22 protein-coding genes and 2 tRNA genes are annotated in these 23,579 nt (G+C 57.9%); 21 read left to right on the top strand and 3 right to left on the bottom strand.

Annotated elements, in window-relative coordinates; genetic code table 11:
* Nucleotides 1-7 precede the first annotated feature (7 nt).
* Entirely contained in the window at nucleotides 8-442 is a 435-nt protein-coding gene (locus BUE92_RS10380; protein WP_005791512.1) for a type II toxin-antitoxin system RatA family toxin, read from the top strand.
* Complete coding sequence (locus BUE92_RS10375; RefSeq protein ID WP_073523524.1) at nucleotides 435-737, top strand: RnfH family protein; 303 nt, start codon at nucleotides 435-437, stop codon at nucleotides 735-737. The genes BUE92_RS10380 and BUE92_RS10375 overlap by 8 nt, the downstream gene beginning before the upstream one ends.
* Before the next feature lie 289 nt (nucleotides 738-1,026).
* Here BUE92_RS10375 and BUE92_RS10370 read toward each other — a convergent pair whose 3' ends face one another.
* The gene (locus BUE92_RS10370; protein WP_034126997.1) at nucleotides 1,027-1,554 is read right to left on the bottom strand and encodes an outer membrane protein assembly factor BamE; all 528 of its coding nucleotides are present in this window, start codon (nucleotides 1,552-1,554) and stop codon (nucleotides 1,027-1,029) included.
* A gap of 98 nt (nucleotides 1,555-1,652) precedes the next feature.
* Between BUE92_RS10370 and fur the strand changes: the two genes are divergently transcribed.
* The gene (gene fur, locus BUE92_RS10365; RefSeq protein WP_003194220.1) at nucleotides 1,653-2,057 is read left to right on the top strand and encodes a ferric iron uptake transcriptional regulator; all 405 of its coding nucleotides are present in this window, start codon (nucleotides 1,653-1,655) and stop codon (nucleotides 2,055-2,057) included.
* 86 nt (nucleotides 2,058-2,143) lie between these two features.
* Here fur and recN read toward each other — a convergent pair whose 3' ends face one another.
* Nucleotides 2,144-3,817, bottom strand: a complete 1,674-nt coding sequence (gene recN / locus BUE92_RS10360) for a DNA repair protein RecN (protein ID WP_073523522.1) — start codon at nucleotides 3,815-3,817, stop codon at nucleotides 2,144-2,146.
* Nucleotides 3,818-4,071: 254 nt separating this feature from the next.
* Here recN and grpE point away from each other — a divergent pair, with 254 nt between their 5' ends.
* The 8 genes from grpE (at nucleotide 4,072) to BUE92_RS10320 (ending at nucleotide 14,538) form a co-directional block, all read left to right on the top strand.
* Nucleotides 4,072-4,632 carry a nucleotide exchange factor GrpE gene (gene grpE, locus BUE92_RS10355; protein ID WP_073523520.1) on the top strand — a complete coding sequence of 187 codons (561 nt, stop codon included), beginning with the start codon at nucleotides 4,072-4,074 and terminating at the stop codon, nucleotides 4,630-4,632.
* Between the two features lie 102 nt (nucleotides 4,633-4,734).
* Entirely contained in the window at nucleotides 4,735-6,651 is a 1,917-nt protein-coding gene (gene dnaK / locus BUE92_RS10350) for a molecular chaperone DnaK (protein WP_014719959.1), read from the top strand.
* Nucleotides 6,652-6,967: 316 nt separating this feature from the next.
* A complete protein-coding gene (gene dnaJ, locus BUE92_RS10345; RefSeq protein ID WP_054896114.1) occupies nucleotides 6,968-8,092 on the top strand; it encodes a molecular chaperone DnaJ in 1,125 nt (374 codons plus the stop codon).
* 10 nt (nucleotides 8,093-8,102) lie between these two features.
* Entirely contained in the window at nucleotides 8,103-8,909 is an 807-nt protein-coding gene (dapB, locus tag BUE92_RS10340; protein WP_073523518.1) for a 4-hydroxy-tetrahydrodipicolinate reductase, read from the top strand.
* A gap of 259 nt (nucleotides 8,910-9,168) precedes the next feature.
* Nucleotides 9,169-10,305 (top strand): glutamine-hydrolyzing carbamoyl-phosphate synthase small subunit, encoded by a 1,137-nt coding sequence (carA, locus tag BUE92_RS10335; RefSeq protein ID WP_073523516.1) that lies wholly within the window; start codon nucleotides 9,169-9,171, stop codon nucleotides 10,303-10,305.
* A 105-nt stretch (nucleotides 10,306-10,410) separates the two neighbouring features.
* On the top strand, nucleotides 10,411-13,632 hold the full coding sequence (gene carB, locus BUE92_RS10330) for a carbamoyl-phosphate synthase large subunit (RefSeq protein WP_073523514.1): 3,222 nt from the start codon (nucleotides 10,411-10,413) through the stop codon (nucleotides 13,630-13,632).
* Nucleotides 13,629-14,105, top strand: a complete 477-nt coding sequence (gene greA / locus BUE92_RS10325) for a transcription elongation factor GreA (RefSeq protein WP_003194203.1) — start codon at nucleotides 13,629-13,631, stop codon at nucleotides 14,103-14,105. The genes carB and greA overlap by 4 nt, the downstream gene beginning before the upstream one ends.
* 28 nt (nucleotides 14,106-14,133) lie before the next feature.
* Nucleotides 14,134-14,538: an MFS transporter gene (locus BUE92_RS10320; RefSeq protein ID WP_073523512.1), complete on the top strand. Its 405-nt coding sequence runs from the start codon at nucleotides 14,134-14,136 to the stop codon at nucleotides 14,536-14,538.
* A gap of 9 nt (nucleotides 14,539-14,547) precedes the next feature.
* On the opposite strand, the gene BUE92_RS10315 is transcribed toward BUE92_RS10320, so the two are convergent.
* On the bottom strand, nucleotides 14,548-14,856 hold the full coding sequence (locus tag BUE92_RS10315) for a YhbY family RNA-binding protein (RefSeq protein WP_003176146.1): 309 nt from the start codon (nucleotides 14,854-14,856) through the stop codon (nucleotides 14,548-14,550).
* 107 nt (nucleotides 14,857-14,963) lie between these two features.
* On the opposite strand from BUE92_RS10315, the gene rlmE reads away from it, so the two are divergent.
* The 10 genes from rlmE (at nucleotide 14,964) to nusA (ending at nucleotide 23,558) form a co-directional block, all read left to right on the top strand.
* Nucleotides 14,964-15,614, top strand: coding sequence for a 23S rRNA (uridine(2552)-2'-O)-methyltransferase RlmE (rlmE, locus tag BUE92_RS10310; protein WP_003194199.1), 651 nt, complete (start codon nucleotides 14,964-14,966; stop codon nucleotides 15,612-15,614).
* 200 nt (nucleotides 15,615-15,814) lie between these two features.
* On the top strand, nucleotides 15,815-17,725 hold the full coding sequence (gene ftsH, locus BUE92_RS10305; RefSeq protein ID WP_073523511.1) for an ATP-dependent zinc metalloprotease FtsH: 1,911 nt from the start codon (nucleotides 15,815-15,817) through the stop codon (nucleotides 17,723-17,725).
* An 8-nt stretch (nucleotides 17,726-17,733) separates the two neighbouring features.
* Entirely contained in the window at nucleotides 17,734-18,585 is an 852-nt protein-coding gene (gene folP / locus BUE92_RS10300; protein WP_073523509.1) for a dihydropteroate synthase, read from the top strand.
* A gap of 16 nt (nucleotides 18,586-18,601) precedes the next feature.
* Nucleotides 18,602-19,939, top strand: a complete 1,338-nt coding sequence (glmM, locus tag BUE92_RS10295; protein ID WP_073523506.1) for a phosphoglucosamine mutase — start codon at nucleotides 18,602-18,604, stop codon at nucleotides 19,937-19,939.
* Between the two features lie 66 nt (nucleotides 19,940-20,005).
* Nucleotides 20,006-20,761, top strand: a complete 756-nt coding sequence (gene tpiA, locus BUE92_RS10290; protein WP_073523505.1) for a triose-phosphate isomerase — start codon at nucleotides 20,006-20,008, stop codon at nucleotides 20,759-20,761.
* 4 nt (nucleotides 20,762-20,765) lie between these two features.
* Nucleotides 20,766-21,149 carry a preprotein translocase subunit SecG gene (gene secG / locus BUE92_RS10285; RefSeq protein WP_003194191.1) on the top strand — a complete coding sequence of 128 codons (384 nt, stop codon included), beginning with the start codon at nucleotides 20,766-20,768 and terminating at the stop codon, nucleotides 21,147-21,149.
* 22 nt (nucleotides 21,150-21,171) lie between these two features.
* Nucleotides 21,172-21,257: transfer RNA gene (locus BUE92_RS10280), tRNA-Leu, on the top strand.
* A 96-nt stretch (nucleotides 21,258-21,353) separates the two neighbouring features.
* Nucleotides 21,354-21,430, top strand: a tRNA-Met gene (locus BUE92_RS10275).
* A gap of 140 nt (nucleotides 21,431-21,570) precedes the next feature.
* Nucleotides 21,571-22,029: a ribosome maturation factor RimP gene (gene rimP / locus BUE92_RS10270; protein WP_032873230.1), complete on the top strand. Its 459-nt coding sequence runs from the start codon at nucleotides 21,571-21,573 to the stop codon at nucleotides 22,027-22,029.
* 47 nt (nucleotides 22,030-22,076) lie between these two features.
* Entirely contained in the window at nucleotides 22,077-23,558 is a 1,482-nt protein-coding gene (gene nusA, locus BUE92_RS10265; protein ID WP_073523503.1) for a transcription termination factor NusA, read from the top strand.
* Nucleotides 23,559-23,579 lie beyond the last annotated feature (21 nt).

Raw genomic sequence — 23,579 nt, 5'->3', positions numbered from 1 at the left:
CGCTCACATGACGACGCATATTCAACGTTCGGCCCTGTTGCCCTATCCGGCGCAGGCGCTCTATGACCTGGTCAACGACGTGGCGCGTTACCCGGAGTTTCTGCCTTGGTGTTCGACAGCCGAGGTTCTGGAGAGCAGTGACGAGCACATGGTTGCCAGTGTGGGGGTGGCCAAGGGCGGCCTCAGCCAGCATTTTGTGACACGAAATGTGCTGGTGCCGGGCAAATCCATCGAAATGAACCTGCAGGAAGGGCCGTTCACTCAGTTGCACGGTGTGTGGGTGTTCAAGGCGCTGACGGACAAGGCCTGCAAGATCAGCCTGGATCTTTCGTTTGATTATGCCGGGCCGATTGTGCGTGCGACCTTGGGGCCTTTGTTCAATCAGGCAGCCAATACCCTGGTGGACGCCTTCTGTCAGCGCGCCAAGCAACTGCATGGTTGAGATTGAGGTTGTGTTCGCCGCCGAGGATCGCCAGGTTTTGTTGGCGGTAAAGGTGGCTGAAGGCACTCGTTTGCGCGAGGCGGTGCGGGCGTCGGGAATGGCGGCGCATTTTCCTGATGTTGATCTGGCTGATTGCCCGCTGGGTATATTTGGCAAGGTTGTCGTGGATGCACAGGTGCGTTGCGTACAAGCGGGTGACCGTATTGAGATCTATCGGCCTTTGCTGGCCGACCCTAAAGAGGTGCGCAGGCTGCGCGCGGCCAAGGCGGCATTGGCCAGGCAAGCGAATTCTTGAGCTTGCCAAATGGCAGCTAGCTATCTACACAACTCCGATACAAAGCTGAACCCGTGGCGACCTGCCAACCGACACATATCTCCCCGAAGCCGCGCGATCCAGTTGTGGGAGCTGGCTTGCCTGCGAAGGCGGTGGTTCAGTTGAAGAATCCTTTACTGACACGCCGCCTTCGCGAGCAAGCCCGCTCCCACAGGGGGCTGAGCCAGGCGCTGATACGGTGGGCAATATAGCTATGCAAATAGCAGGCAACAAAAAGCCCGGCATGCCGGGCTTTTTATCGAGCGCAAGATTATTGCGGGCTGGTGTCCAGAGGTTGAGGCGTCGGGACGGGCACGGTTTCCACGTTGTCGATGTCTTTCTGGATGGTGTCCAACAACGAACCTGGCTTGGCCGGTACCTCGGATTTCGGTTTTTCGGCTTCCTGCGCAGGTGCGGTCACGTTGGTGCCGCTGTCCTTGCCCAGCAAGGCTTCATCGCGGCTTACGCCGGGCATGAAGTCACCGGACAGGCTCACGAGCTGGTCATTGCCATTGAATATGACACTGACGCGCTCCTGCTGGCGTTCACCGCCACCAGGCTGCAGGCTGTAGAGATAATCCCAGCGATCGGCATGGAAAGTGTCGGTCAGCAGGGGATTGCCCATGATAAACCGTACTTGCCGTCGGGTCATTCCCGGGCGTAACTGGTCTATCATGTCCTGCGTGACGACATTGCCCTGCTGGATGTCGATTTTGTAAACCCCGGGGAATGAACAACCGGCGAGTGCGAGCAGTCCCACAAAGGTGAAACTGGTTAGCAAGAGCTTGGTGTTTTGCATCGGTGGGCGACTTCCACTATCTTGGCTGGGACAACGTAAACGCCGATCATACCCGTATTAAGAGAAGCTGCGAAGCAGCATCCGCGAGAAAGCTAACCATGGTTGAAAATAGCGAACTACGCAAAGCCGGTCTCAAAGTGACTCTGCCACGAGTCAAGATTCTACAAATGCTCGATTCTGCTGAGCAGCGCCACATGAGTGCCGAAGATGTTTACAAGGCACTGATGGAGTCTAACGAGGACGTCGGCCTGGCCACGGTCTACCGTGTACTGACCCAGTTTGAAGCCGCAGGGCTGGTGGTTCGTCATAATTTCGACGGCGGTCATGCGGTGTTTGAATTGGCTGACGGTGGTCATCATGACCACATGGTTGATCTGGATACCAATGAGGTTATCGAGTTCACCAGCCCTGAAATCGAAGCGCTGCAGCACAAGATTGCTGAGGAGCATGGGTTCGATTTGGTCGACCACAATCTCGTGTTGTACATCCGTAAGAAAAAGTAAAAATCGACGCAGTTTTGCTCTGCGAAACGATTGAAGGCGACCCTCGGGTCGCCTTCGTGCTTTCTATAGGTGGGAAAAACGTCGCTTCAGGCCTTCGCGGCCACCACCATTTTTTTCGCGTGGGCCAAGGACTCCTTGGTCAAGTCGATACCACCAAGCATCCGCGCCACTTCTTCCACCCGTTCCGACTTGTTCAGCTTGGAGACGGCTGTGTGTGTCGCGTCGCTACCGCGCACCTTATGCACAAACAGGTGCTGATGCCCTTGGGCTGCCACTTGCGGCAAGTGGGTCACCGTAAGCACCTGGCCGCGATCGCCCAGGCGACGCAGCAATTGGCCAACAATTTCTGCGGTCGGCCCGCCAATGCCCACATCCACTTCATCGAATACCAGTGTGGGTACGCGTGAGGTCTGGGCGGTAATCACCTGGATCGCCAGGCTGATCCGCGAGAGTTCGCCGCCGGAGGCCACTTTGGCCAGGGCCTTGAGCGGTTGGCCGGGGTTGGCACTCACCAGCAGTTCGACGTGCTCCAGCCCATGGGGCTGCAATTCTTGACTGGCGTTGGGATGCAACTCGATGGTGAAACGCCCGCCTGGCATGCCCAGGCGTTGGATTTCAAGCTCAACGGCGCTTGCCAGGCTGGTGGCTGCCTGCTGGCGCAGAGCGCTCAGCTCCCGGGCCTTTTCCTGATAATGACGGGCAAACGAAGCGAGCTCCTCGCCCAGTCGTTCGATGGACTCGTCGTTCGCGTTGAGTGTTTCGATTTCATCCAGCAGTTTCTGCTGCATGGTTGCGACTTCAGTCGGCTGGATTCGATGCTTGCGAGCCAGGGTATAAATAGTGTCCAGGCGCTCTTCTATTTCCTGCAGGCGAGCTGGGTCGGCGTCGAAATGGTCCAGGAAACGATTGAGTTCGCCCACGGCCTCTTCAACCTGGATCTGTGCGCTGGTCAACAGGGTGGTCGCTTCGCTCAGTGAGCCGGAAGCATTGTTCACACTGGACAGGCGGTTCAGGCTGGCGGTCAGTGCGTTGAGCACATTGCCGGAGTCGCTCTCGCTGCATTGCTCGACCACTTGGCGGCAGATCCCCAGCAGGGTTTCGGCGTTGGTCAGGTTCTTGTGTTCCTGCTCAAGTTGCTCCAGTTCTGTCTCACCCAGGCCAAGGCTTTCGAGCTCTTCCAATTGGTAGCTGAGCAACTGGTGGCGGGCGCGTTGTTCGTCGCCGGAGTTGGAGAGGCGTTCCAGTTCCTGGCGTGTCTGGCGCCAGCGTTGGGCTGCCAGTTGAACTTGCCGGGAAAGATCGGTGGCGCCGGCGTACTCATCGAGCAGACGACGGTGGGTATCGGTTTTCAGCAGGGATTGGTGTTCGTGCTGGCTGTGGATATCGATCAGCAATTCGCCCAGGGCTTTCAAGTCGCCCAGTGGGCAAGGCGTGCCGTTGATATAGCCGCGGGAGCGCCCCTCGGCGGTGATCACCCGGCGCAGAATGCAGGGGCCTTCATTATTAAGGTCGCGCTCGGCCAGCCATGCTTCGGCTTCGGGGATGTCCGCCAGGTCGAAGGTGGCCAGGATGTCGGCCTTGTCGGCGCCAGGGCGTACCACGCCACTGTCGGCGCGGTCGCCGAGGGTAAGGCCGAGGGCGTCGAGCATGATCGACTTGCCGGCGCCGGTTTCGCCTGTGATTACGCTCATCCCGCGATCCAGTTCAAGATCCAGATGTTCAACGATGGCGTAGTTATGTACAGACAGGTGCACGAGCATGACGGCCGCTCCCAGGCTTTAGGTCTGGTTATTTATACAGTGTTTTGTTCAGGCCTGACAATCCTGGCGCTTAGCTCGATTTGCTTGAGTTGCGATTTTTTTTAGCGCGATGTGGAATGAGCGCGAAGGAAATGATCCAGGTCAATCGAAAGACTTTTGGTAACGCCTGCGCCCTTGAACCTGAAAATTGTGGCCCCATATACCGGAGCAGAAGCGCGAGTTGAGTTCGCGCATGATTTTGAAAGGAGAAATCTATGGCTGACGAACAGACGCAGGATACGCAAACTCCAGACGCCAATTCGGCTGTCGGTGATGAACTGGCGACTCGTGTGCAAGTGCTCGAAGAGCAATTGGCCGCTGCGCAGGATCAATCGTTGCGTGTTGCCGCCGATCTGCAGAACGTCCGCCGCCGTGCCGAGCAGGATGTAGAGAAGGCTCACAAGTTTGCGCTGGAAAAATTCGCCGGTGACCTGCTGCCGATCATCGACAGTCTGGAGCGTGGCCTTGAGTTGTCCAACCCGGACGATGAAAACATCCGCCCAATGCGCGAAGGCATCGAGCTGACCCTGAAAATGTTCCAGGACACCCTGAAGCGTTATCAGTTGGAAGCTATCGATCCGCAAGCCGGCGAGCCGTTCAATGCTGAACATCACCAAGCCATGGCCATGCAGGAAAGCCATGACCTGGAACCCAATAGCGTCATCAAGGTATTCCAGAAGGGCTACCAGCTCAACGGTCGCCTGATGCGTCCGGCAATGGTGGTGGTGAGCAAGGCTCCTGCACCCGTTGCGCCTTCTATTGATGAGCAGGCTTGAAATTCGCCGCAAGGCCCCCATTTATAAGTCAAGCGTTTAAGTGCTACCGCAGTTAGCCAAAACTGCTGCGGCAACCAAATTCAAGTTTCGGGAGAGTAAATCATGGGCAAAATTATCGGTATCGACCTGGGGACCACCAACTCCTGCGTCTCCGTGCTGGAAAACGGCGTTGCAAAAGTTATTGAAAACGCCGAAGGCGCACGTACCACTCCGTCGATCATCGCTTACGCCAACGACGGTGAAATCCTCGTCGGTCAATCGGCCAAGCGTCAGGCGGTGACCAACCCGCACAACACCCTGTACGCGGTAAAGCGTCTGATCGGTCGTAAGTTCGACGAAGAAGTCGTACAGAAAGACATCAAGATGGTGCCTTACAAAATCGCCAAGGCCGACAACGGTGACGCCTGGGTTGAAGTGAACGGCCAGAAAATGTCGCCGCCGCAAATCTCGGCTGAAATCTTGAAAAAGATGAAGAAGACCGCCGAAGACTACCTCGGTGAAGCAGTGACTGAAGCGGTGATCACCGTTCCTGCCTACTTCAACGACAGCCAGCGCCAGGCCACCAAAGACGCCGGCCGCATCGCGGGCCTGGATGTAAAACGTATCATCAACGAACCAACCGCAGCCGCGCTGGCTTACGGTATGGACAAGGCCAAGGGCGACCACACCGTGATCGTTTACGACCTGGGTGGCGGTACGTTCGACGTTTCCGTGATCGAGATCGCAGAAGTTGACGGCGAGCACCAGTTCGAAGTGTTGGCCACCAACGGTGACACCTTCCTGGGTGGTGAAGACTTTGACATTCGTCTGATCGACTACCTCGTTGACGAATTCAAGAAAGAAAGCGGCATGAACCTCAAGGGTGACCCGCTGGCCATGCAGCGCCTGAAAGAGGCCGCTGAAAAAGCCAAGATCGAACTGTCTTCCGCTCAGTCGACCGACGTGAACCTGCCGTACATCACTGCAGACGCTACCGGTCCTAAGCACTTGAACGTGAAGATCTCGCGTTCCAAGCTCGAAGCACTGGTTGAAGACCTGGTTCAGCGCACCATTGAACCTTGCCGCATCGCGCTGAAAGACTCCGGTATCGACGTTGGCTCTATCAACGACGTGATCCTGGTGGGCGGTCAGACCCGTATGCCACTGGTTCAGAAGCTGGTCACCGAGTTCTTCGGCAAAGAAGCCCGTAAAGACGTGAACCCGGACGAAGCCGTTGCCATGGGTGCTGCTATCCAGGGTGCTGTGCTGGCTGGTGACGTGAAAGACGTGCTGCTGCTGGACGTAAGCCCGCTGACCCTGGGTATCGAAACCATGGGTGGCGTGATGACTGCGCTGATCGAGAAGAACACTACGATTCCTACCAAGAAATCCCAGGTGTTCTCGACTGCCGATGACAACCAGGGCGCCGTGACTATCCACGTGCTGCAGGGCGAGCGTAAGCAAGCCGCACAGAACAAGTCCCTGGGCAAGTTCGACCTGGCTGAGATTCCACCAGCACCACGTGGCGTGCCACAAATCGAAGTGACCTTCGACATCGACGCTAACGGCATCTTGCACGTCGGCGCGAAAGACAAGGCGACCGGCAAAGAGCAGAAGATCACCATCAAGGCCAACTCCGGCCTGTCTGATGAAGAAATTCAACAGATGATCCGTGATGCTGAAACCAATGCTGAAGCGGACAAGAAGTTCGAAGAGTTGGCAGGCGCCCGTAACCAGGGTGACGCGCTGGTTCACTCGACGCGCAAAATGATCGCTGATGCTGGCGACAAAGTGACGGACGAAGAGAAAACCGCAATCGAAGCGGCAGTGGTTGCCCTGGAAGCCGCCATTAAAGGCGACGACAAGGCTGCCATCGAAGCCAAGGTTGAGGAACTGTCGAAAGTCTCCGCGCCAGTTGCCCAGAAAATGTACGCCGAGCAAGGCCAGCCGGCTGACGGCGCTGCGCAACAAGCAGAGCCTGAAGCCAAGCACGACGATGTTGTCGATGCCGAGTTCGAAGAAGTTAAAGACAACAAGTAAGTTGTCGCCCGGTTGACCGCGCACAGGCGGTGACTGGTAGGATGTCGCCGCGCGGGAGCTTGCTCCCGCGTTGGCGTGTCTGGGGTATGCGAATTTTTACAGCATGCGACAACGCTCGGATGCTGGCGGTGTGAACGGGAATGCTCCTGCTTTCCGAATGACAGTCACCGCGTTTTTGGCCGGCTCCCTGGCTAAAAGCAGTAATGACCAGGATCGTTGAATTGACGTGAGTTGGGTCCGGGCCTGTATTGGGGCTCAACGAGTTTGGCAGGGTTCAGGAGGGCCAGGTCAAACGTCCTTAAGAGTGCAAAGACTTATGGCAAAGCGTGACTATTACGAAGTATTGGGTGTGGAGCGTGGCGCCAGCGAGGCGGACCTGAAGAAGGCCTACCGCCGCCTGGCGATGAAGCACCACCCGGACCGTAATCCGGATAACAAAGAATCCGAAGAGATGTTCAAAGAGGCCAACGAGGCCTACGAATGCCTGTGTGATCCCAATAAGCGTGCGGCCTACGACCAGTATGGCCATGCTGGCGTCGACCCGAGCATGGGCGGCGGCGGTGCCGGTTTTGGTGGCCAGAACTTCTCCGATATTTTCGGCGACGTATTCAGCGACTTCTTCGGCGGCGGCCGTGGCGGCCAGCGTGGCGGCCCTCAGCGCGGCAGTGACTTGCGTTACACCTTGGAGTTGAACCTGGAAGAGGCCGTGCGCGGCACCAGTGTCAATATCCGTGTGCCGACGCTGGTCAACTGCAAGCCGTGCGACGGCTCCGGTGCGAAGAAAGGCTCCTCGCCGATCACTTGCCCGACCTGCGGCGGTATCGGGCAGGTGCGCATGCAGCAGGGCTTCTTCTCGGTGCAGCAAACCTGCCCGCGTTGCCATGGCCAGGGCAAGATCATTTCCGATCCGTGCGATTCCTGCCACGGCGAAGGCCGCGTCGAAGAGTACAAGACGCTGTCGGTGAAAGTGCCGGCAGGTGTGGATACCGGTGATCGTATTCGCCTGTCGGGCGAAGGCGAGGCGGGTGCCCAGGGTGGCCCTACGGGCGACCTGTACGTGGTGATCAATGTGCGCGAGCACTCGATCTTCCAGCGTGACGGCAAGCATTTGTTCTGCGAAGTGCCGATCAGCTTTGTTGATGCGGCCCTGGGTGGCGAGCTGGAGATTCCGACGCTGGATGGTCGGGTCAAACTCAAGATTCCCGAGGGGACTCAAACCGGCAAGCAGTTCCGCATTCGTGGCAAAGGCGTTGCGCCCGTGCGCGGTGGCGGTGCTGGCGACCTGATGTGCCGTGTGGCGGTTGAGACCCCGGTGAACCTGAATCGTCGTCAGCGTGAACTGCTCGAAGAGTTCCGCAGCTCGCTGGAAGGCGATGACTCGCACTCGCCGAAGACCACGGGCTTCTTTGACGGTGTAAAACGCTTCTTCGGCGACCTGTAAGGATCTGAATATGCGACGTATAGCCGTAATGGGCGCTGCCGGGCGCATGGGCAAGACGCTGGTCGAGGCGGTGCAGCAACGCTCGCCGGCCTCCGGGCTGACGGCGGCGATTGTTCGCCCAGGCAGTACGTTGATCGGCGCGGACGCAGGTGAGTTGGCCTCGTTGGGTCGCATCGGTGTTTCGTTGTCTGGCAACCTCGAGCAGGTAGCTGACGAGTTCGACGTGCTGATCGACTTCACCCTGCCGGAAGTGATGCTGAAAAATCTGGCCTTCTGCCGCAAGGCAGGCAAGGCCATGGTGATCGGTACGACCGGTTTGAATGCCGAGCAGAAACAGTTGCTGGTGGAGGCGGGCAAGGATATTCCGATCGTCTTCGCGGCCAATTTCAGTGTGGGTGTGAACCTGTCGCTGAAGTTGCTGGACCTGGCGGCGCGCGTGCTGGGTGATGAAGCGGATATCGAGATCATCGAAACCCATCATCGCCACAAGATCGATGCGCCTTCGGGCACGGCATTGCGCATGGGTGAAGCCATTGCGGATGCGTTGGGTCGCGATCTGTCGAAAGTGGCGGTGTACGGGCGTGAGGGCCATACCGGTGCTCGTGCGCGTGACACCATTGGTTTTGCCACTGTGCGTGGTGGTGATGTGGTCGGTGATCACACGGTGCTGTTTGCTACCGAAGGCGAGCGCCTGGAAATCACCCACAAAGCCTCCAGTCGCATGACTTTCGCCAAGGGCGCGGTGCGTGCTGCACTCTGGTTGGAAGGGCGTGAGCCAAGCTTGTATGACATGCGTGACGTGCTGGACCTGCACTAACCAGTAGCTAAAACGGGGCCTCAGGATTATCCTGTGGCCCCGTTTTTACCCGCTAAGCGACGTCCTGTCGCATTCTCCTGCCTTTAAGGCTCATTAGCGGTGGACCAAAAAAGCCTTTTTCTGTAAGCTACAGCTTTAGTGTGTCCACTAAAAGCGCGCAGAATAATTCAGTGAAGAAGCGGGGTGACGTGTCCATACGTCACTCCGCTTTTTTACAACCTGCGATCGCCCTTTCAGGCTTTATTTACGGGAGGTCTTCTTGACTAAGCCAGCCATACTCGCCCTTGCTGATGGCAGCATTTTTCGCGGCGAAGCCATTGGAGCCGACGGTCAAACCGTTGGAGAGGTGGTGTTTAACACCGCCATGACCGGCTATCAGGAAATCCTTACCGATCCTTCCTACGCCCAACAGATCGTTACCCTGACCTATCCGCACATTGGCAACACCGGCACTACGCCGGAAGATGTCGAGTCTGAACGTGTCTGGTCGGCGGGCCTGGTGATTCGTGACCTGCCACTGGTTGCGAGCAACTGGCGTAACACGATGTCGCTGTCCGATTACCTGAAAGCCAACAACGTTGTGGCGATCGCCGGTATCGATACGCGCCGCCTCACGCGCATCCTGCGTGAAAAAGGCTCACAGAACGGCTGCATCATGGTCGGTGACAATATCTCCGAGGAGGCGGCGATTGCCGCGGCGCAAGGTTTCCCTGGCCTGAAGGGCATGGACCTGGCGAAAGTCGTCAGCGTCAAAGAGAAGTACGAGTGGCGTTCCACTGTTTGGGATCTGAAGACCGACAGCCATGCGACCATCGAGGCTGCCGATCTGCCTTACCACGTGGTCGCCTATGACTACGGCGTCAAGTACAACATCCTGCGCATGCTGGTCGAGCGCGGTTGCCGTGTGACCGTGGTGCCCGCGCAAACCCCTGCCAGCGATGTGCTCGCGATGCAGCCGGACGGTGTGTTCCTGTCCAACGGCCCGGGTGACCCTGAGCCATGCGACTACGCTATCCAGGCCATCAAGGACGTGCTGGAGACCGAGATTCCGGTGTTCGGCATCTGCCTTGGCCACCAGCTGCTGGCCCTGGCCTCCGGCGCCAAGACCCTGAAAATGGGCCACGGTCACCACGGTGCCAACCACCCGGTACAAGACCTGGACACCGGCGTTGTGATGATCACCAGCCAGAACCACGGTTTTGCGGTGGATGAAGCCACCTTGCCGAGTAACGTGCGCGCCATTCACAAGTCGCTGTTCGACGGTTCCCTGCAGGGCATCGAGCGCACCGACAAGAGCGCGTTCAGCTTCCAGGGCCACCCTGAAGCCAGCCCGGGCCCGAACGACGTAGCGCCGCTGTTCGACCGTTTCATCAATGAGATGGCCAAGCGACGCTGACTGAGTGGCCTGCGGGCGGCCCCGGATTGCGGTGGCCCCCGCAGGCTCTTCAAAGATTGTTCAAGACGGCTTGCCGACTGACCTGCGGATTTGAGTGACAAACCCATGCCAAAACGTACAGACATAAAAAGCATCCTGATTCTCGGCGCTGGCCCGATCGTGATCGGCCAGGCCTGCGAATTCGACTACTCCGGCGCCCAGGCCTGTAAAGCCCTGCGCGAGGAGGGCTACCGCGTCATCCTGGTGAACTCCAACCCGGCCACCATCATGACCGACCCGGCCATGGCCGACGCCACCTACATCGAGCCGATCAAGTGGCAGACCGTTGCCAAGATCATCGAAAAAGAGCGTCCGGACGCGCTGCTGCCAACCATGGGTGGCCAGACCGCTCTGAACTGCGCCCTGGACCTGGAGCGCGAAGGCGTCCTGGAAAAGTTCGGCGTAGAGATGATCGGTGCCAATGCCGACACCATCGACAAGGCTGAAGACCGTTCGCGTTTCGACAAGGCCATGAAGTCCATCGGCCTGGCGTGCCCGCGTTCCGGTATCGCCCACAGCATGGAAGAAGCCAACGCGGTCCTCGAGACACTGGGCTTCCCGTGCATCATCCGTCCGTCGTTCACCATGGGCGGCACTGGCGGTGGTATTGCTTACAACCGTGAAGAGTTCGAAGAAATCTGCGCTCGCGGCCTCGACCTGTCGCCGACCAAAGAGCTGCTGATCGACGAGTCCCTGATCGGCTGGAAAGAATATGAGATGGAGGTTGTCCGCGATAAGAAGGACAACTGCATCATCGTCTGCTCCATCGAAAACTTCGACCCGATGGGCGTGCACACCGGTGACTCGATCACCGTGGCGCCAGCACAGACCCTGACCGACAAGGAATACCAGATCCTGCGTAACGCCTCCCTGGCGGTATTGCGCGAGATCGGCGTTGAAACCGGTGGTTCCAACGTTCAGTTCGGCATCTGCCCGGACACCGGCCGCATGGTCGTGATCGAGATGAACCCACGTGTATCGCGTTCTTCGGCGCTGGCCTCGAAAGCGACCGGCTTCCCGATTGCGCGTATCGCTGCCAAATTGGCTATCGGTTACACCCTGGACGAGTTGCAGAACGAAATCACCGGCGGCGCTATGCCGGCGTCTTTCGAACCGTCTATCGACTACGTTGTGACCAAGCTGCCACGCTTTGCCTTCGAGAAATTCGCCAAGGCGGATGCGCGCCTGACCACCCAGATGAAGTCGGTCGGTGAAGTCATGGCAATCGGCCGCACATTCCAGGAATCCCTGCAGAAAGCCCTGCGCGGCCTGGAAGTCGGTGTTTGCGGCCTGGATGAGAAGCTCGACCTGACCAATCCGGAAAGCATGAGCATCCTCAAGCGCGAGCTGACCGTGCCGGGCGCCGAGCGTATCTGGTACGTGGCTGACGCCTTCCGTGCCGGCCTGAGCGTCGAAGATATCTTCGGCATGAACATGATCGACCCGTGGTTCCTGGTGCAGATCGAAGATCTGATCAAGGAAGAAGAAAAGGTCAAGACGCTGGGCCTGTCCTCTATCGACCGCGACTTGATGTTCCGCCTCAAGCGCAAAGGCTTTTCCGACCAGCGTCTGGCCAAGCTGCTGGGTGTGACCGAGAAGAATCTGCGCACTCATCGCCACAAGCTGGATATCTTCCCGGTCTACAAGCGCGTTGATACCTGCGCCGCAGAATTTGCCACCGACACGGCCTACATGTACTCCACCTATGAGGAAGAGTGCGAGGCCGCGCCGACGGGCCGCGACAAGATCATCATCCTGGGTGGCGGTCCGAACCGTATCGGCCAGGGCATCGAGTTCGACTACTGCTGCGTACACGCCGCCCTCGCGCTGCGCGAAGACGGGTACGAGACCATCATGGTCAACTGCAACCCGGAAACGGTTTCCACTGACTACGACACTTCCGACCGTCTGTACTTCGAGCCGGTAACGCTGGAAGACGTGTTGGAAATCTGCCGCGTCGAGAAGCCTAAAGGCGTGATCGTCCAATACGGCGGCCAGACCCCGCTGAAGCTGGCGCGTGCCCTGGAGGCCGCTGGCGTGCCGATCATCGGTACCAGCCCGGATGCAATCGACCGTGCCGAAGACCGTGAGCGTTTCCAGCAAATGGTTGAGCGCCTGAACCTGCGTCAGCCGCCGAACGCTACCGTGCGCAGCGAAGACGAAGCCATTCGCGCGGCCAGCAAGATCGGCTACCCGCTGGTGGTGCGTCCGTCCTACGTGCTGGGCGGGCGGGCGATGGAAATCGTCTACGAAGAAGAAGAACTCAAGCGCTACCTGCGTGATGCGGTGAAAGTCTCCAACGACAGCCCGGTGCTGCTGGATCACTTCCTCAACTGCGCCATCGAAATGGACGTGGATGCGGTCTGCGACGGTACTGACGTAGTGATCGGCGCCATCATGCAGCACATCGAACAAGCTGGCGTTCACTCCGGTGACTCTGCGTGCTCCCTGCCGCCGTACTCGCTGCCGGCGCACATCCAGGACGAGATGCGCGAACAGGTCAAGAAGATGGCCCTGGAACTGGGCGTTGTCGGCCTGATGAACGTACAGTTGGCGCTGCAAGGCGAAGACATCTACGTCATTGAAGTCAACCCGCGTGCTTCGCGTACCGTACCGTTCGTGTCCAAGTGCATCGGTGTGTCCCTGGCCATGATCGCTGCGCGAGTGATGGCCGGTAAGACCCTGAAGGAAATCGGCTTTACCAAGGAAATCATTCCCAACTTCTACAGTGTGAAAGAGGCGGTGTTCCCGTTCGCCAAATTCCCTGGCGTGGACCCGATCCTGGGCCCGGAGATGAAGTCCACCGGTGAAGTGATGGGCGTGGGCGATACCTTCGGTGAGGCGTTCGCCAAGGCCCAGATGGGCGCCAGCGAAGTGCTGCCGACCGGCGGTACTGCGTTTATCAGCGTACGTGATGACGACAAGCCACTGGTTGCAGGGGTCGCCCGCGATCTGATCAACTTGGGCTTTGAAGTCGTGGCTACCGCCGGGACCGCCAAGCTGATCGAAGCTGCCGGCCTGAAAGTACGTCGCGTAAACAAGGTGACGGAAGGCCGTCCGCACGTGGTCGACATGATCAAGAATGACGAAGTCACCCTGATCATCAACACCACCGAAGGTCGTCAGTCGATCGCGGACTCCTATTCCATTCGTCGTAATGCCTTGCAGCACAAGATTTACTGCACCACTACCATTGCTGCTGGCGAAGCTATCTGTGAAGCGCTCAAGTTCGGTCCGGAAAAGACCGTGCGTCGCTTGCAGGATCTACACGCAGGATTGAAGGCATGATCAAATACCCAATGACCGTCCAGGGCGCCAAGGCCCTGGAAGAGGAACACGCCCATCTGACCAAGGTTGTACGTCCGAAGCTGAGCCAGGACATCGGTACCGCCCGCGAGCTGGGTGATTTGAAGGAAAACGCCGAATACCACGCTGCCCGCGAGCAGCAGGGTATGGTCGAGGCGCGGATTCGTGACATTGAGGGTCGGATTCAGAATCAGGTCATCATTGATGTCACCTCCATCCCTCATACCGGTAAAGTGATTTTCGGTACCACTGTTGAGATCGCCAACGTCGAGACCGATGAGCGCGTTGTCTATCACATCGTGGGTGAGGATGAAGCTGACTTCAAACTCGGCAAGATATCTGTTGGCTCGCCGCTGGCCCGCGCCTTGATTGCCAAGGAAGAGGGTGATGTGGTTGCCGTGAAGACGCCGGGTGGCGTGATCGAGTACGAGATTGTCGAAGTTCGCCATATCTGAAAGACGGCGCCCGCTACGTGCGGGCGCCATGCTTTGGCAACTCTCTCAGATGCTTTGGGTAGGTGGCCTATGGCTGTTACATATTGGTGTGTTGCCGGCGTTGGGCCTGATTGGCCTGGCGCCGCTGCTGATCGATGAGATCGACGGATTGCTGAGTGCGCTGCTGGTGGGTTTTGCGGCGGCGTGCGTGATGCTTCAGGCGTTGGTGCTGATCAAGGCCGAAGGCTTGAAGAGTTTGTGGCGGGATATTCGCGGGCAACTGCTGTTGATGGCGCTGTATGCATGCGCAATGTTTTATATGGTGCATGTGTGGCTGCCGCAAGCGTTGCGCTGGCAGTTATTCAGCTATCTTGTGCTAGGGTTCTCTGGCTTGGTGCTGGTTATGCAACCTGCGCCGGGATGGAGTGGCGGGGCGCGCGAAGCACGCCCTTGACCCTTTTCATCATTTGAAGCGATGAACGTTCGACAGTTGCTTGTTGACGCTGAAGTTCTTGCGATACAGCAGCGCCATCTTGCCGATGACCTGAACCAGGTCCGCTTTGCCGACCTTGCACAGTTCTGCAACGGCGGCCAGGCGCGCTTCGCGATCAAGGATATTGACCTTGATCTTGATCAGTTCGTGATCGTTCAATGCGCGCTCGAATTCGGCTAACACACCCTCAGTCAAACCGTTGTCTGCCACAATCAGAACTGGTTTCAGATGGTGGCCAATGGATTTGTACTGTTTCTTCTGCTCTTGAGTGAGCGGCATAATCTGACCCCTGCGTCTGATCTTGTAAAAAGCGGCGGCCAGTTTACCCGAGCGAGTCCGGGACCGCCCAGTTAATCACGACCCGTTTTATTTTTTCGAGGTGGCCCGTGGCCCGTTCCAAAACTAGCCTTAAGTGGCTGCAAGAGCATTTCAACGACCCTTACGTCAAAAAGGCGCAAAAGGACGGCTACCGTTCCCGGGCCAGCTACAAGCTGCTGGAGATCCAGGACAAGGACAAATTGATTCGTCCAGGCATGAGCGTTATCGATCTCGGCGCGGCCCCCGGTGGCTGGTCCCAGGTGACCAGTCGTCTGATTGGTGGGCAAGGTCGATTGATCGCTTCGGACATCCTCGAGATGGACAGCATCCCGGACGTGACCTTTGTTCACGGCGATTTCACCGAGGACAAAGTATTGGCCGAGATCCTGGAGGCTGTGGGAAATTCGCAGGTAGACCTTGTGATTTCCGACATGGCCCCCAATATGAGTGGATTACCAGCTGTTGATATGCCGCGTGCCATGTTCCTGTGTGAACTGGCGCTGGATTTGGCAGGTCGGGTGTTGCGTCCGGGTGGCGATTTCCTGGTGAAGGTCTTCCAGGGCGAAGGTTTCGACGAGTACCACAAGAACATTCGCAAGTTGTTCGACAAGGTGCAGACGCGCAAGCCGGACTCTTCCCGTGACAGGTCCCGGGAGCAGTATTTGCTGTGCCGTGGCTACCGCGGCGTCGAAGGCGCGGCAAGTGAAGAGCGTTTTTGAGAAATTCGAGGGGGGCGATAGGTTTTTTTATATCGCTTTCGTCACGAGGCTTTACGAATATTGTGTAGTCAAAGTTTCACAAAGGGTTACAGACGGCGCCTGCCAGAGTTGTAGGTAATGTAGTAAGTTAGGCCGGTGAATATCATGCGAAGCGCGCGCCAGTAGCGGAGCTTGCTTCAGAGGGTAGTTAATTGAACGATATGGCAAAGAATCTGATCCTGTGGTTGATCATCGCGGCTGTCCTGGTGACGGTGATGAACAACTTCTCCAGCCCTAACGAGCCGCAGACCCTCAACTATTCCGACTTCATCCAGCAAGTTAAGGATGGCAAGGTCGAGCGCGTAGCGGTTGATGGCTACGTGATTACCGGTAAGCGTATTGATGGCGACAGCTTCAAGACCATTCGTCCGGCCATTCAGGACAACGGTCTGATCGGCGATCTGGTGGACAACAAGGTCGTTGTGGAAGGCAAGCAGCCTGAGCAGCAGAGCATCTGGACCCAGTTGCTGGTAGCGAGCTTCCCGATCCTGGTGATTATCGCCGTGTTCATGTTCTTCATGCGCCAGATGCAAGGTGGTGCGGGAGGCAAGGGCGGGCCGATGAGCTTCGGCAAGAGCAAGGCGCGCCTGCTCTCCGAAGATCAGGTGAAGACCACCCTGGCTGACGTTGCAGGTTGCGACGAAGCCAAGGAAGAAGTCGGCGAGCTGGTCGAGTTCCTGCGTGATCCGGGCAAGTTCCAGCGCCTGGGTGGCCGTATTCCTCGCGGCGTGCTGATGGTGGGCCCGCCGGGTACCGGTAAAACCTTGCTGGCCAAGGCGATTGCCGGCGAAGCCAAGGTGCCTTTCTTCACGATTTCCGGTTCTGACTTCGTCGAGATGTTTGTCGGCGTCGGCGCCAGTCGTGTTCGCGATATGTTCGAGCAGGCCAAGAAACACGCGCCATGCATCATCTTCATCGACGAAATCGATGCCGTCGGTCGCCATCGTGGCGCTGGCATGGGTGGCGGTCACGATGAGCGTGAGCAGACCCTCAACCAGTTGCTGGTAGAGATGGATGGTTTCGAGATGAATGACGGCATTATCGTCATCGCCGCAACCAACCGTCCGGACGTGCTGGACCCTGCATTGCTGCGTCCGGGCCGTTTCGACCGTCAGGTTGTGGTCGGCCTGCCGGACATTCGTGGTCGTGAGCAGATTCTGAAAGTACACATGCGCAAGGTGCCGATGGGTGACGACGTGGCTCCGGCTGTGATCGCCCGCGGTACTCCCGGCTTCTCCGGTGCTGACCTGGCGAACCTGGTGAACGAGGCTTCGCTGTTCGCTGCTCGTACTGGCAAGCGCGTCGTTGAAATGAAAGAGTTCGAATTGGCAAAAGACAAGATCATGATGGGCGCTGAGCGCAAATCCATGGTCATGTCCGAGAAAGAGAAGCAGAACACCGCTTATCACGAGGCGGGTCACGCCATTGTAGGTCGCGTTGTGCCTGAGCATGACCCAGTCTACAAAGTGTCGATCATTCCGCGTGGTCGGGCACTGGGTGTGACCATGTTCCTGCCGGAAGAGGATCGCTACAGCCTCTCCAAGCGTGCGCTGATCAGCCAGATCTGCTCGCTGTATGGCGGCCGTATTGCTGAAGAAATGACCCTTGGCTTCGACGGTGTGACCACTGGCGCCTCCAACGACATCATGCGTGCCAGCCAGATCGCACGAAACATGGTGACCAAGTGGGGGTTGTCGGAAAAACTCGGCCCATTGATGTACGCCGAGGAAGAAGGCGAGGTGTTCCTGGGCCGTGGCGGCGGCGGGCAAAGCGCCAGCTTCTCGGGTGAGACAGCCAAGCTGATCGACTCCGAGGTTCGTAGCATCATTGACCAGTGCTACGGCACGGCCAAGCAGATTTTGACCGACAACCGTGACAAGCTGGACGCCATGGCTGATGCGTTGATGAAGTACGAGACCATCGATGCCGACCAGATCGACGACATCATGTCGGGCCGTACGCCGCGTGAGCCGCGCGACTGGGAAGGTGGTTCGGGTACCTCGGGCACTCCGCCTGTGGTGCAGAATGAGCGCCCTGAAACGCCTATCGGCGGCCCGGCAGCTGATCACTAAGGTTTGAAATGACTTCTGCTTTGTCCTCTACCCGGTTGCCTTGCGGCAACCGGGTTCTTGATTTGGCCCGGACGCATGTCATGGGCATCCTGAATGTAACCCCTGACTCCTTTTCCGATGGTGGCCGCTTCAGTCAACTGGACGCCGCGTTGCGCCATGCCGAGGCGATGGTGGCTGCCGGTGCGACGCTGATTGATGTGGGAGGGGAATCGACCCGCCCCGGCGCCCGCGTTGTTTCTCCTTTGGAGGAGTTGGAGCGGGTGGCGCCCGTGGTTGAGCGTATTGCCCGTGAACTGGATGTCATCATCTCGGTAGACACCTCCACCCCGGCAGTGATGCGCGAAACCGCGCGGCTGGGAGCCGGGTTGATCAACGATGTGCGTTCGCTTCAGCGCGACGGCGCCCTTGATGCGGCCGCTGCAACCGGCTTGCCTGTCTGCCTGATGCATATGCTGGGTGAGCCCGGCAACATGCAGGACAGTCCGCATTACGACGATCTGGTCGGCGAGGTGAGTGGATTTCTTGCTGAGAGGGTTGCCCAGTGTGTGGCTGTGGGTATTGCGCCTGAGCAGATCATCCTCGATCCGGGGTTTGGCTTTGCCAAGACCCTGCAGCACAATCTAAGCCTGTTCAAACACATGGAAGCGCTGCACGCCCTTGGTCGCCCGCTGTTGGTCGGCGTGTCGCGCAAGAGCATGATAGGGCTCGCCTTGAATCGCCCGGTCGGCGAACGCCTGTATGGCGGCCTGGCGCTTGCGGCGCTTGCCGTGACCAAGGGCGCACGTATTTTGCGTGTGCATGATGTCGCCGAAACGGTCGATGTGGTGCGCATGCTCGCTGCTGTAGAATCAGCCGAATAAGAATGATGGAGCACTTATGACTAAAAAATATTTTGGCACCGACGGCATTCGTGGTCGGGTCGGCGAATTTCCGATCACCCCTGATTTCATGCTCAAGCTGGGTTGGGCGGCAGGCATGGCGTTCCGCAGCATGGGCGCATGTCGCATCCTGGTGGGCAAGGACACCCGTATTTCGGGCTACATGTTTGAGTCTGCGCTGGAGGCCGGATTGTCCGCCGCCGGGGCCGATGTGATGCTGTTGGGCCCTATGCCCACGCCGGCAATCGCTTACCTGACGCGTACCTTCCACGCCGAAGCCGGTATTGTGATCAGCGCCTCCCACAATCCTCATGATGACAACGGCATCAAGTTTTTCTCGGGGCAGGGCACCAAGCTGCCTGACGAGATCGAGTTGATGATCGAGGAACTGCTGGATGCGCCGATGACGGTGGTTGAGTCCAGCAAGCTGGGCAAGGTGTCGCGCATTAACGACGCGTCAGGTCGCTATATCGAATTCTGTAAAAGCAGCGTTCCGAGCAGCACCAATTTCGCAGGCTTGAAGATTGTTGTCGATTGCGCCCATGGTGCGACCTACAAGGTGGCGCCGAGCGTCTTCAAGGAGTTGGGCGCACAGGTCTCCGTGCTGTCGGCTCAGCCCAACGGCTTGAACATCAACGACAACTGCGGTTCCACCCACATGGAGCAGCTGCAGGCTGCAGTGCTGGCTGAGCATGCGGACCTGGGCATCGCTTTTGATGGCGATGGCGACCGAGTGCTGATGGTGGATCACACCGGCACGATCGTGGATGGTGATGACCTGTTGTTCATCATTGCCCGTGACCTGCATGAGCGTAACAAGCTGCAAGGTGGCGTGGTCGGCACCCTGATGAGTAATCTCGGGCTGGAATTGGCGTTGGCAGAACTGGGGATTCCCTTTATTCGCGCCAATGTCGGTGACCGCTATGTGATCGCCGAACTGCTGGAGCGTAACTGGTTGGTTGGTGGTGAAAATTCCGGGCATGTGGTCTGCTTCCAGCACACCACCACGGGTGACGCTATCATCGCCGCGCTACAGGTGCTGTTGGCCCTGCGTCGCCGCGAGGAGAGCCTGGCCCAGGCGCGCCAAGCCCTGCGCAAGTGTCCGCAAGTGCTGCTCAATGTGCGTTTTGCCGGTGGCGAGAACCCGATCGAGCACCCTGCTGTCAAAGAGGCTTGCGAGCGCGTGACCCAGGCAATGGCTGGGCGCGGGCGCGTGTTGCTGCGCAAGTCCGGCACAGAGCCGCTGGTGCGCGTGATGGTCGAAGGTGAGGACGAAACACAGGTTCGCGGCCATGCCGAAGACCTGGCAAAACTGGTAACTGAAGTTTGCGCCTGAATTCGGCTTGCCAGTGATGATGTGGTTGGGTAACATCTGCGCCCACTTTGACCGACGGGGTACAGCATGCGTCGCACTATGGTAGCTGGTAACTGGAAGATGCACGGTACCCGCGCCAGTGTCGCTGAGCTGATCAACGGCCTTCGTCACTTGGCCTTGCCTAGCGGTGTTGACGTCGCGGTGTTCCCGCCTTGCTTGCATATCAACCAAGTGGTTGATGGCTTGAAAGGCAAGTCGATTCAGGTCGGCGCGCAGAACTCTGCGGTAGAGCCGATGCAAGGTGCGTTGACCGGCGAGATTTCGCCGAGTCAGCTGGTTGATGCGGGTTGTTCCTATGTGCTTGTCGGGCACTCCGAGCGTCGCCAGATGATGGGCGAGCGGGATGGGATGCTCAACCGCAAGTTCGCCGCAGCACAGGCTTGTGGCTTGATTCCGGTGTTGTGCATAGGGGAGACCCTTGAGCAGCGCGAATCGGGCAAGACTCTTGAAGTTGTCTCGCGTCAGCTGGGCAGCATCATCGAGGAGCTGGGTGTTGGTGCATTTGCAAAGGCGGTCATTGCTTACGAGCCGGTCTGGGCCATTGGCACCGGGCTGACTGCTACACCGCAACAGGCGCAGGATGTGCACGCAGCCATCCGCGCGCAGTTGGCGGCAGAGAATTCTGAAGTCGCACAAGGTGTGCGGCTTCTATACGGCGGCAGCGTGAAGGCGGCCAATGCGGTCGAACTGTTCGGCATGCCGGATATCGATGGGGGGCTCATTGGTGGAGCTTCCCTGAATGCAGATGAGTTCGGTGCGATCTGTCGCGCCGCGGGAAACTGAAAAAATGCTGGAAACAGTCGTAGTCGTTTTTCATCTGTTGGCTGCCCTGAGCGTAGTTGCTCTGGTTTTGTTGCAACAGGGTAAAGGTGCGGATGCTGGTGCGTCTTTCGGTGCAGGTGCTTCAAATACTGTGTTCGGAAGCCAAGGTTCCTCTACCTTTCTTAGTAAGTTTACTGCTATACTTGCCGCAGGTTTCTTCATAACCAGCTTAGGGTTAGGTTACTTTGCTAAAGAGAAAGCTCATGTGCTGACTCAAGTAGGTTTGCCAAACCCAGCGGTATTGGAAGTTCCAAAAGCAAAACCGGCTTCTGATGATGTCCCGGTGCTTCAAGAGCAAAAGTCGGCTACTCCAGCGACTGACGTACCTCCAGCTCAAGAGCAAAAGTAAGAAGGGTTGTAAACGCTGTATTGCCGAGGTGGTGGAATTGGTAGACACGCAACCTTGAGGTGGTTGTGCCCATAGGGTGTAGGGGTTCGAGTCCCCTTCTCGGTACCAATTATCAGGAGAGCCCGCTGTTGCGGGCTTTCTTGTAGGTGGAAGGTTACATTGACCCTGTAAGGGATCGGTCGTATACTTCCGCCCCAGCTTTGTCGCGGGGTGGAGCAGTCTGGTAGCTCGTCGGGCTCATAACCCGAAGGTCGTCGGTTCAAATCCGGCCCCCGCAACCAGTTTTAGCGGAGCCCCTTTTAAGGGGCTTTTTGTTAGCTGGACACTTTCAACGCCGCTGTTCGACGGCGTTTCAAGGATGGGCGTTTCGCCCATTTTTTTATTTTGCACAGCATGCACATACATGCACGAGGGGGTTCAGGTGTCGAGCAAGCTAGAAGAGTTGCAGGCCTTGTTGGCCCCGGTGGTCGTGGCCCTAGGCTATGAATGCTGGGGTATTGAGTTTTCGGCTCAAGGTCGCCACTCAATGTTGCGCGTTTATATCGATAAAGAGGGCGGCGTGCTGGTAGACGATTGTGCCATTGTCAGCCGTCAGATCAGCGGTGTGCTGGATGTTGAAGATCCGATCTCCGTTGAATACACCCTTGAAGTTTCCTCGCCAGGCATGGAACGCCCACTGTTCACTATCGAGCAGTTTGCTAAATATGCCGGTGAACAAGTGAAGATCAAGCTGCGCTCCCCCTTTGAAGGGCGACGCAACTTTCAGGGCCTTCTGCGCGGTGTAGAAGAGCAGGATGTCGTGGTGCAGGTAGAAGACCACGAGTTCCTGTTGCCGATCGATATGATCGACAAGGCCAACATTATTCCCAGTTTTGACTGAGACGCGGATCCCGCGGATCCAATGGCTTGCGAAAGGCGAGGCGTACGATGAGCAAAGAAGTACTGCTGGTTGTTGAGTCGGTATCCAATGAAAAGGGTGTACCGGCAAGCGTGATTTTTGAAGCGTTGGAGCTGGCCCTGGCCACTGCTACCAAGAAACGTTTTGAAGACGAAGTAGATCTGCGTGTGGAAATCAACCGCCACACCGGTGCCTATGAGACTTTCCGTCGTTGGACGGTGGTCGAAGAGGACGATCTTGATGATCCGGCCATCGAAACCTGGCCAAGCAAGGTTGCGCAAACGCATCCGGGCGCTCAGGTTGGCGATGTTGTCGAAGAAAAGATCGAGTCGATCGAATTCGGCCGTATTGCTGCACAGACCGCCAAGCAGGTCATCGTGCAGAAGGTTCGCGAAGCCGAGCGCGCTCAAGTCGTTGACGCCTATCGCGAACGCCTGGGTGAAATCATCTCTGGCACCGTGAAGAAAGTTACCCGCGATAACGTGATCGTCGACCTGGGCAACAACGCCGAAGCGTTGCTGGCTCGCGAAGACATCATCTCTCGCGAAACCTTCCGTGTCGGCGTGCGTCTGCGTGCGCTGCTCAAGGAAATCCGCACCGAGAACCGCGGCCCGCAGTTGATCCTGTCGCGTACCGCGCCGGAAATGCTGATCGAGCTGTTCCGTATCGAAGTGCCGGAAATCGCCGAAGGCCTGATCGAAGTGATGGCTGCGTCCCGTGACCCGGGTTCGCGTGCCAAGATCGCGGTCCGCTCCAAGGACAAACGCATCGACCCGCAAGGCGCTTGCATCGGTATGCGCGGTTCGCGCGTGCAGGCAGTGTCGGGCGAATTGGGCGGTGAGCGTGTGGACATCGTCCTGTGGGACGATAACCCGGCGCAGTTCGTGATCAACGCCATGTCGCCAGCTGAAGTGGCGGCAATTATCGTTGACGAAGATGCCCATGCAATGGACATCGCCGTTGGCGCAGACAATCTGGCTCAGGCCATTGGTCGTGGTGGTCAGAACGTGCGTCTGGCCAGCCAACTGACCGGTTGGACCCTGAACGTGATGACCGAATCGGACATCCAGGCTAAGCAGCAAGCTGAAACCGGTGACATCCTGCGCAACTTCATCGAAGAGTTGGAAGTCGATGAAGACCTGGCACAGGTACTGGTAGATGAAGGCTTCACCAGCCTGGAAGAGATTGCCTACGTACCGTTGGAAGAAATGCTCAACATCGACGGCTTTGACGAAGACACCGTCAACGAGCTTCGCGCTCGGGCCAAGGATCGTTTGTTGACTAAAGCCATCGCTACTGAGGAAAAGCTGGCAGACGCCCATCCGGCCGAAGACCTGCTCTCGCTTGAGGGTATGGACAAGGATTTGGCGATGGAACTGGCGGTGCGCGGCGTAATTACCCGCGAAGACCTGGCCGAGCAGTCTATTGACGATCTGCTCGACATCGACGGCATTGACGATGATCGTGCCGGCAAGTTGATCATGGCCGCCCGAGCCCATTGGTTCGAGTAATTAGGCGCGGCCTGAGGAGAG

The sequence above is a fragment of the Pseudomonas fluorescens genome, assembly GCF_001902145.1.
Taxonomy (GTDB): Bacteria; Pseudomonadota; Gammaproteobacteria; order Pseudomonadales; family Pseudomonadaceae; genus Aquipseudomonas; species Aquipseudomonas fluorescens_BV.
Note: the sequence above shows the minus strand (reverse complement) of the source record. Positions and strands in the feature narration are given on the sequence as shown.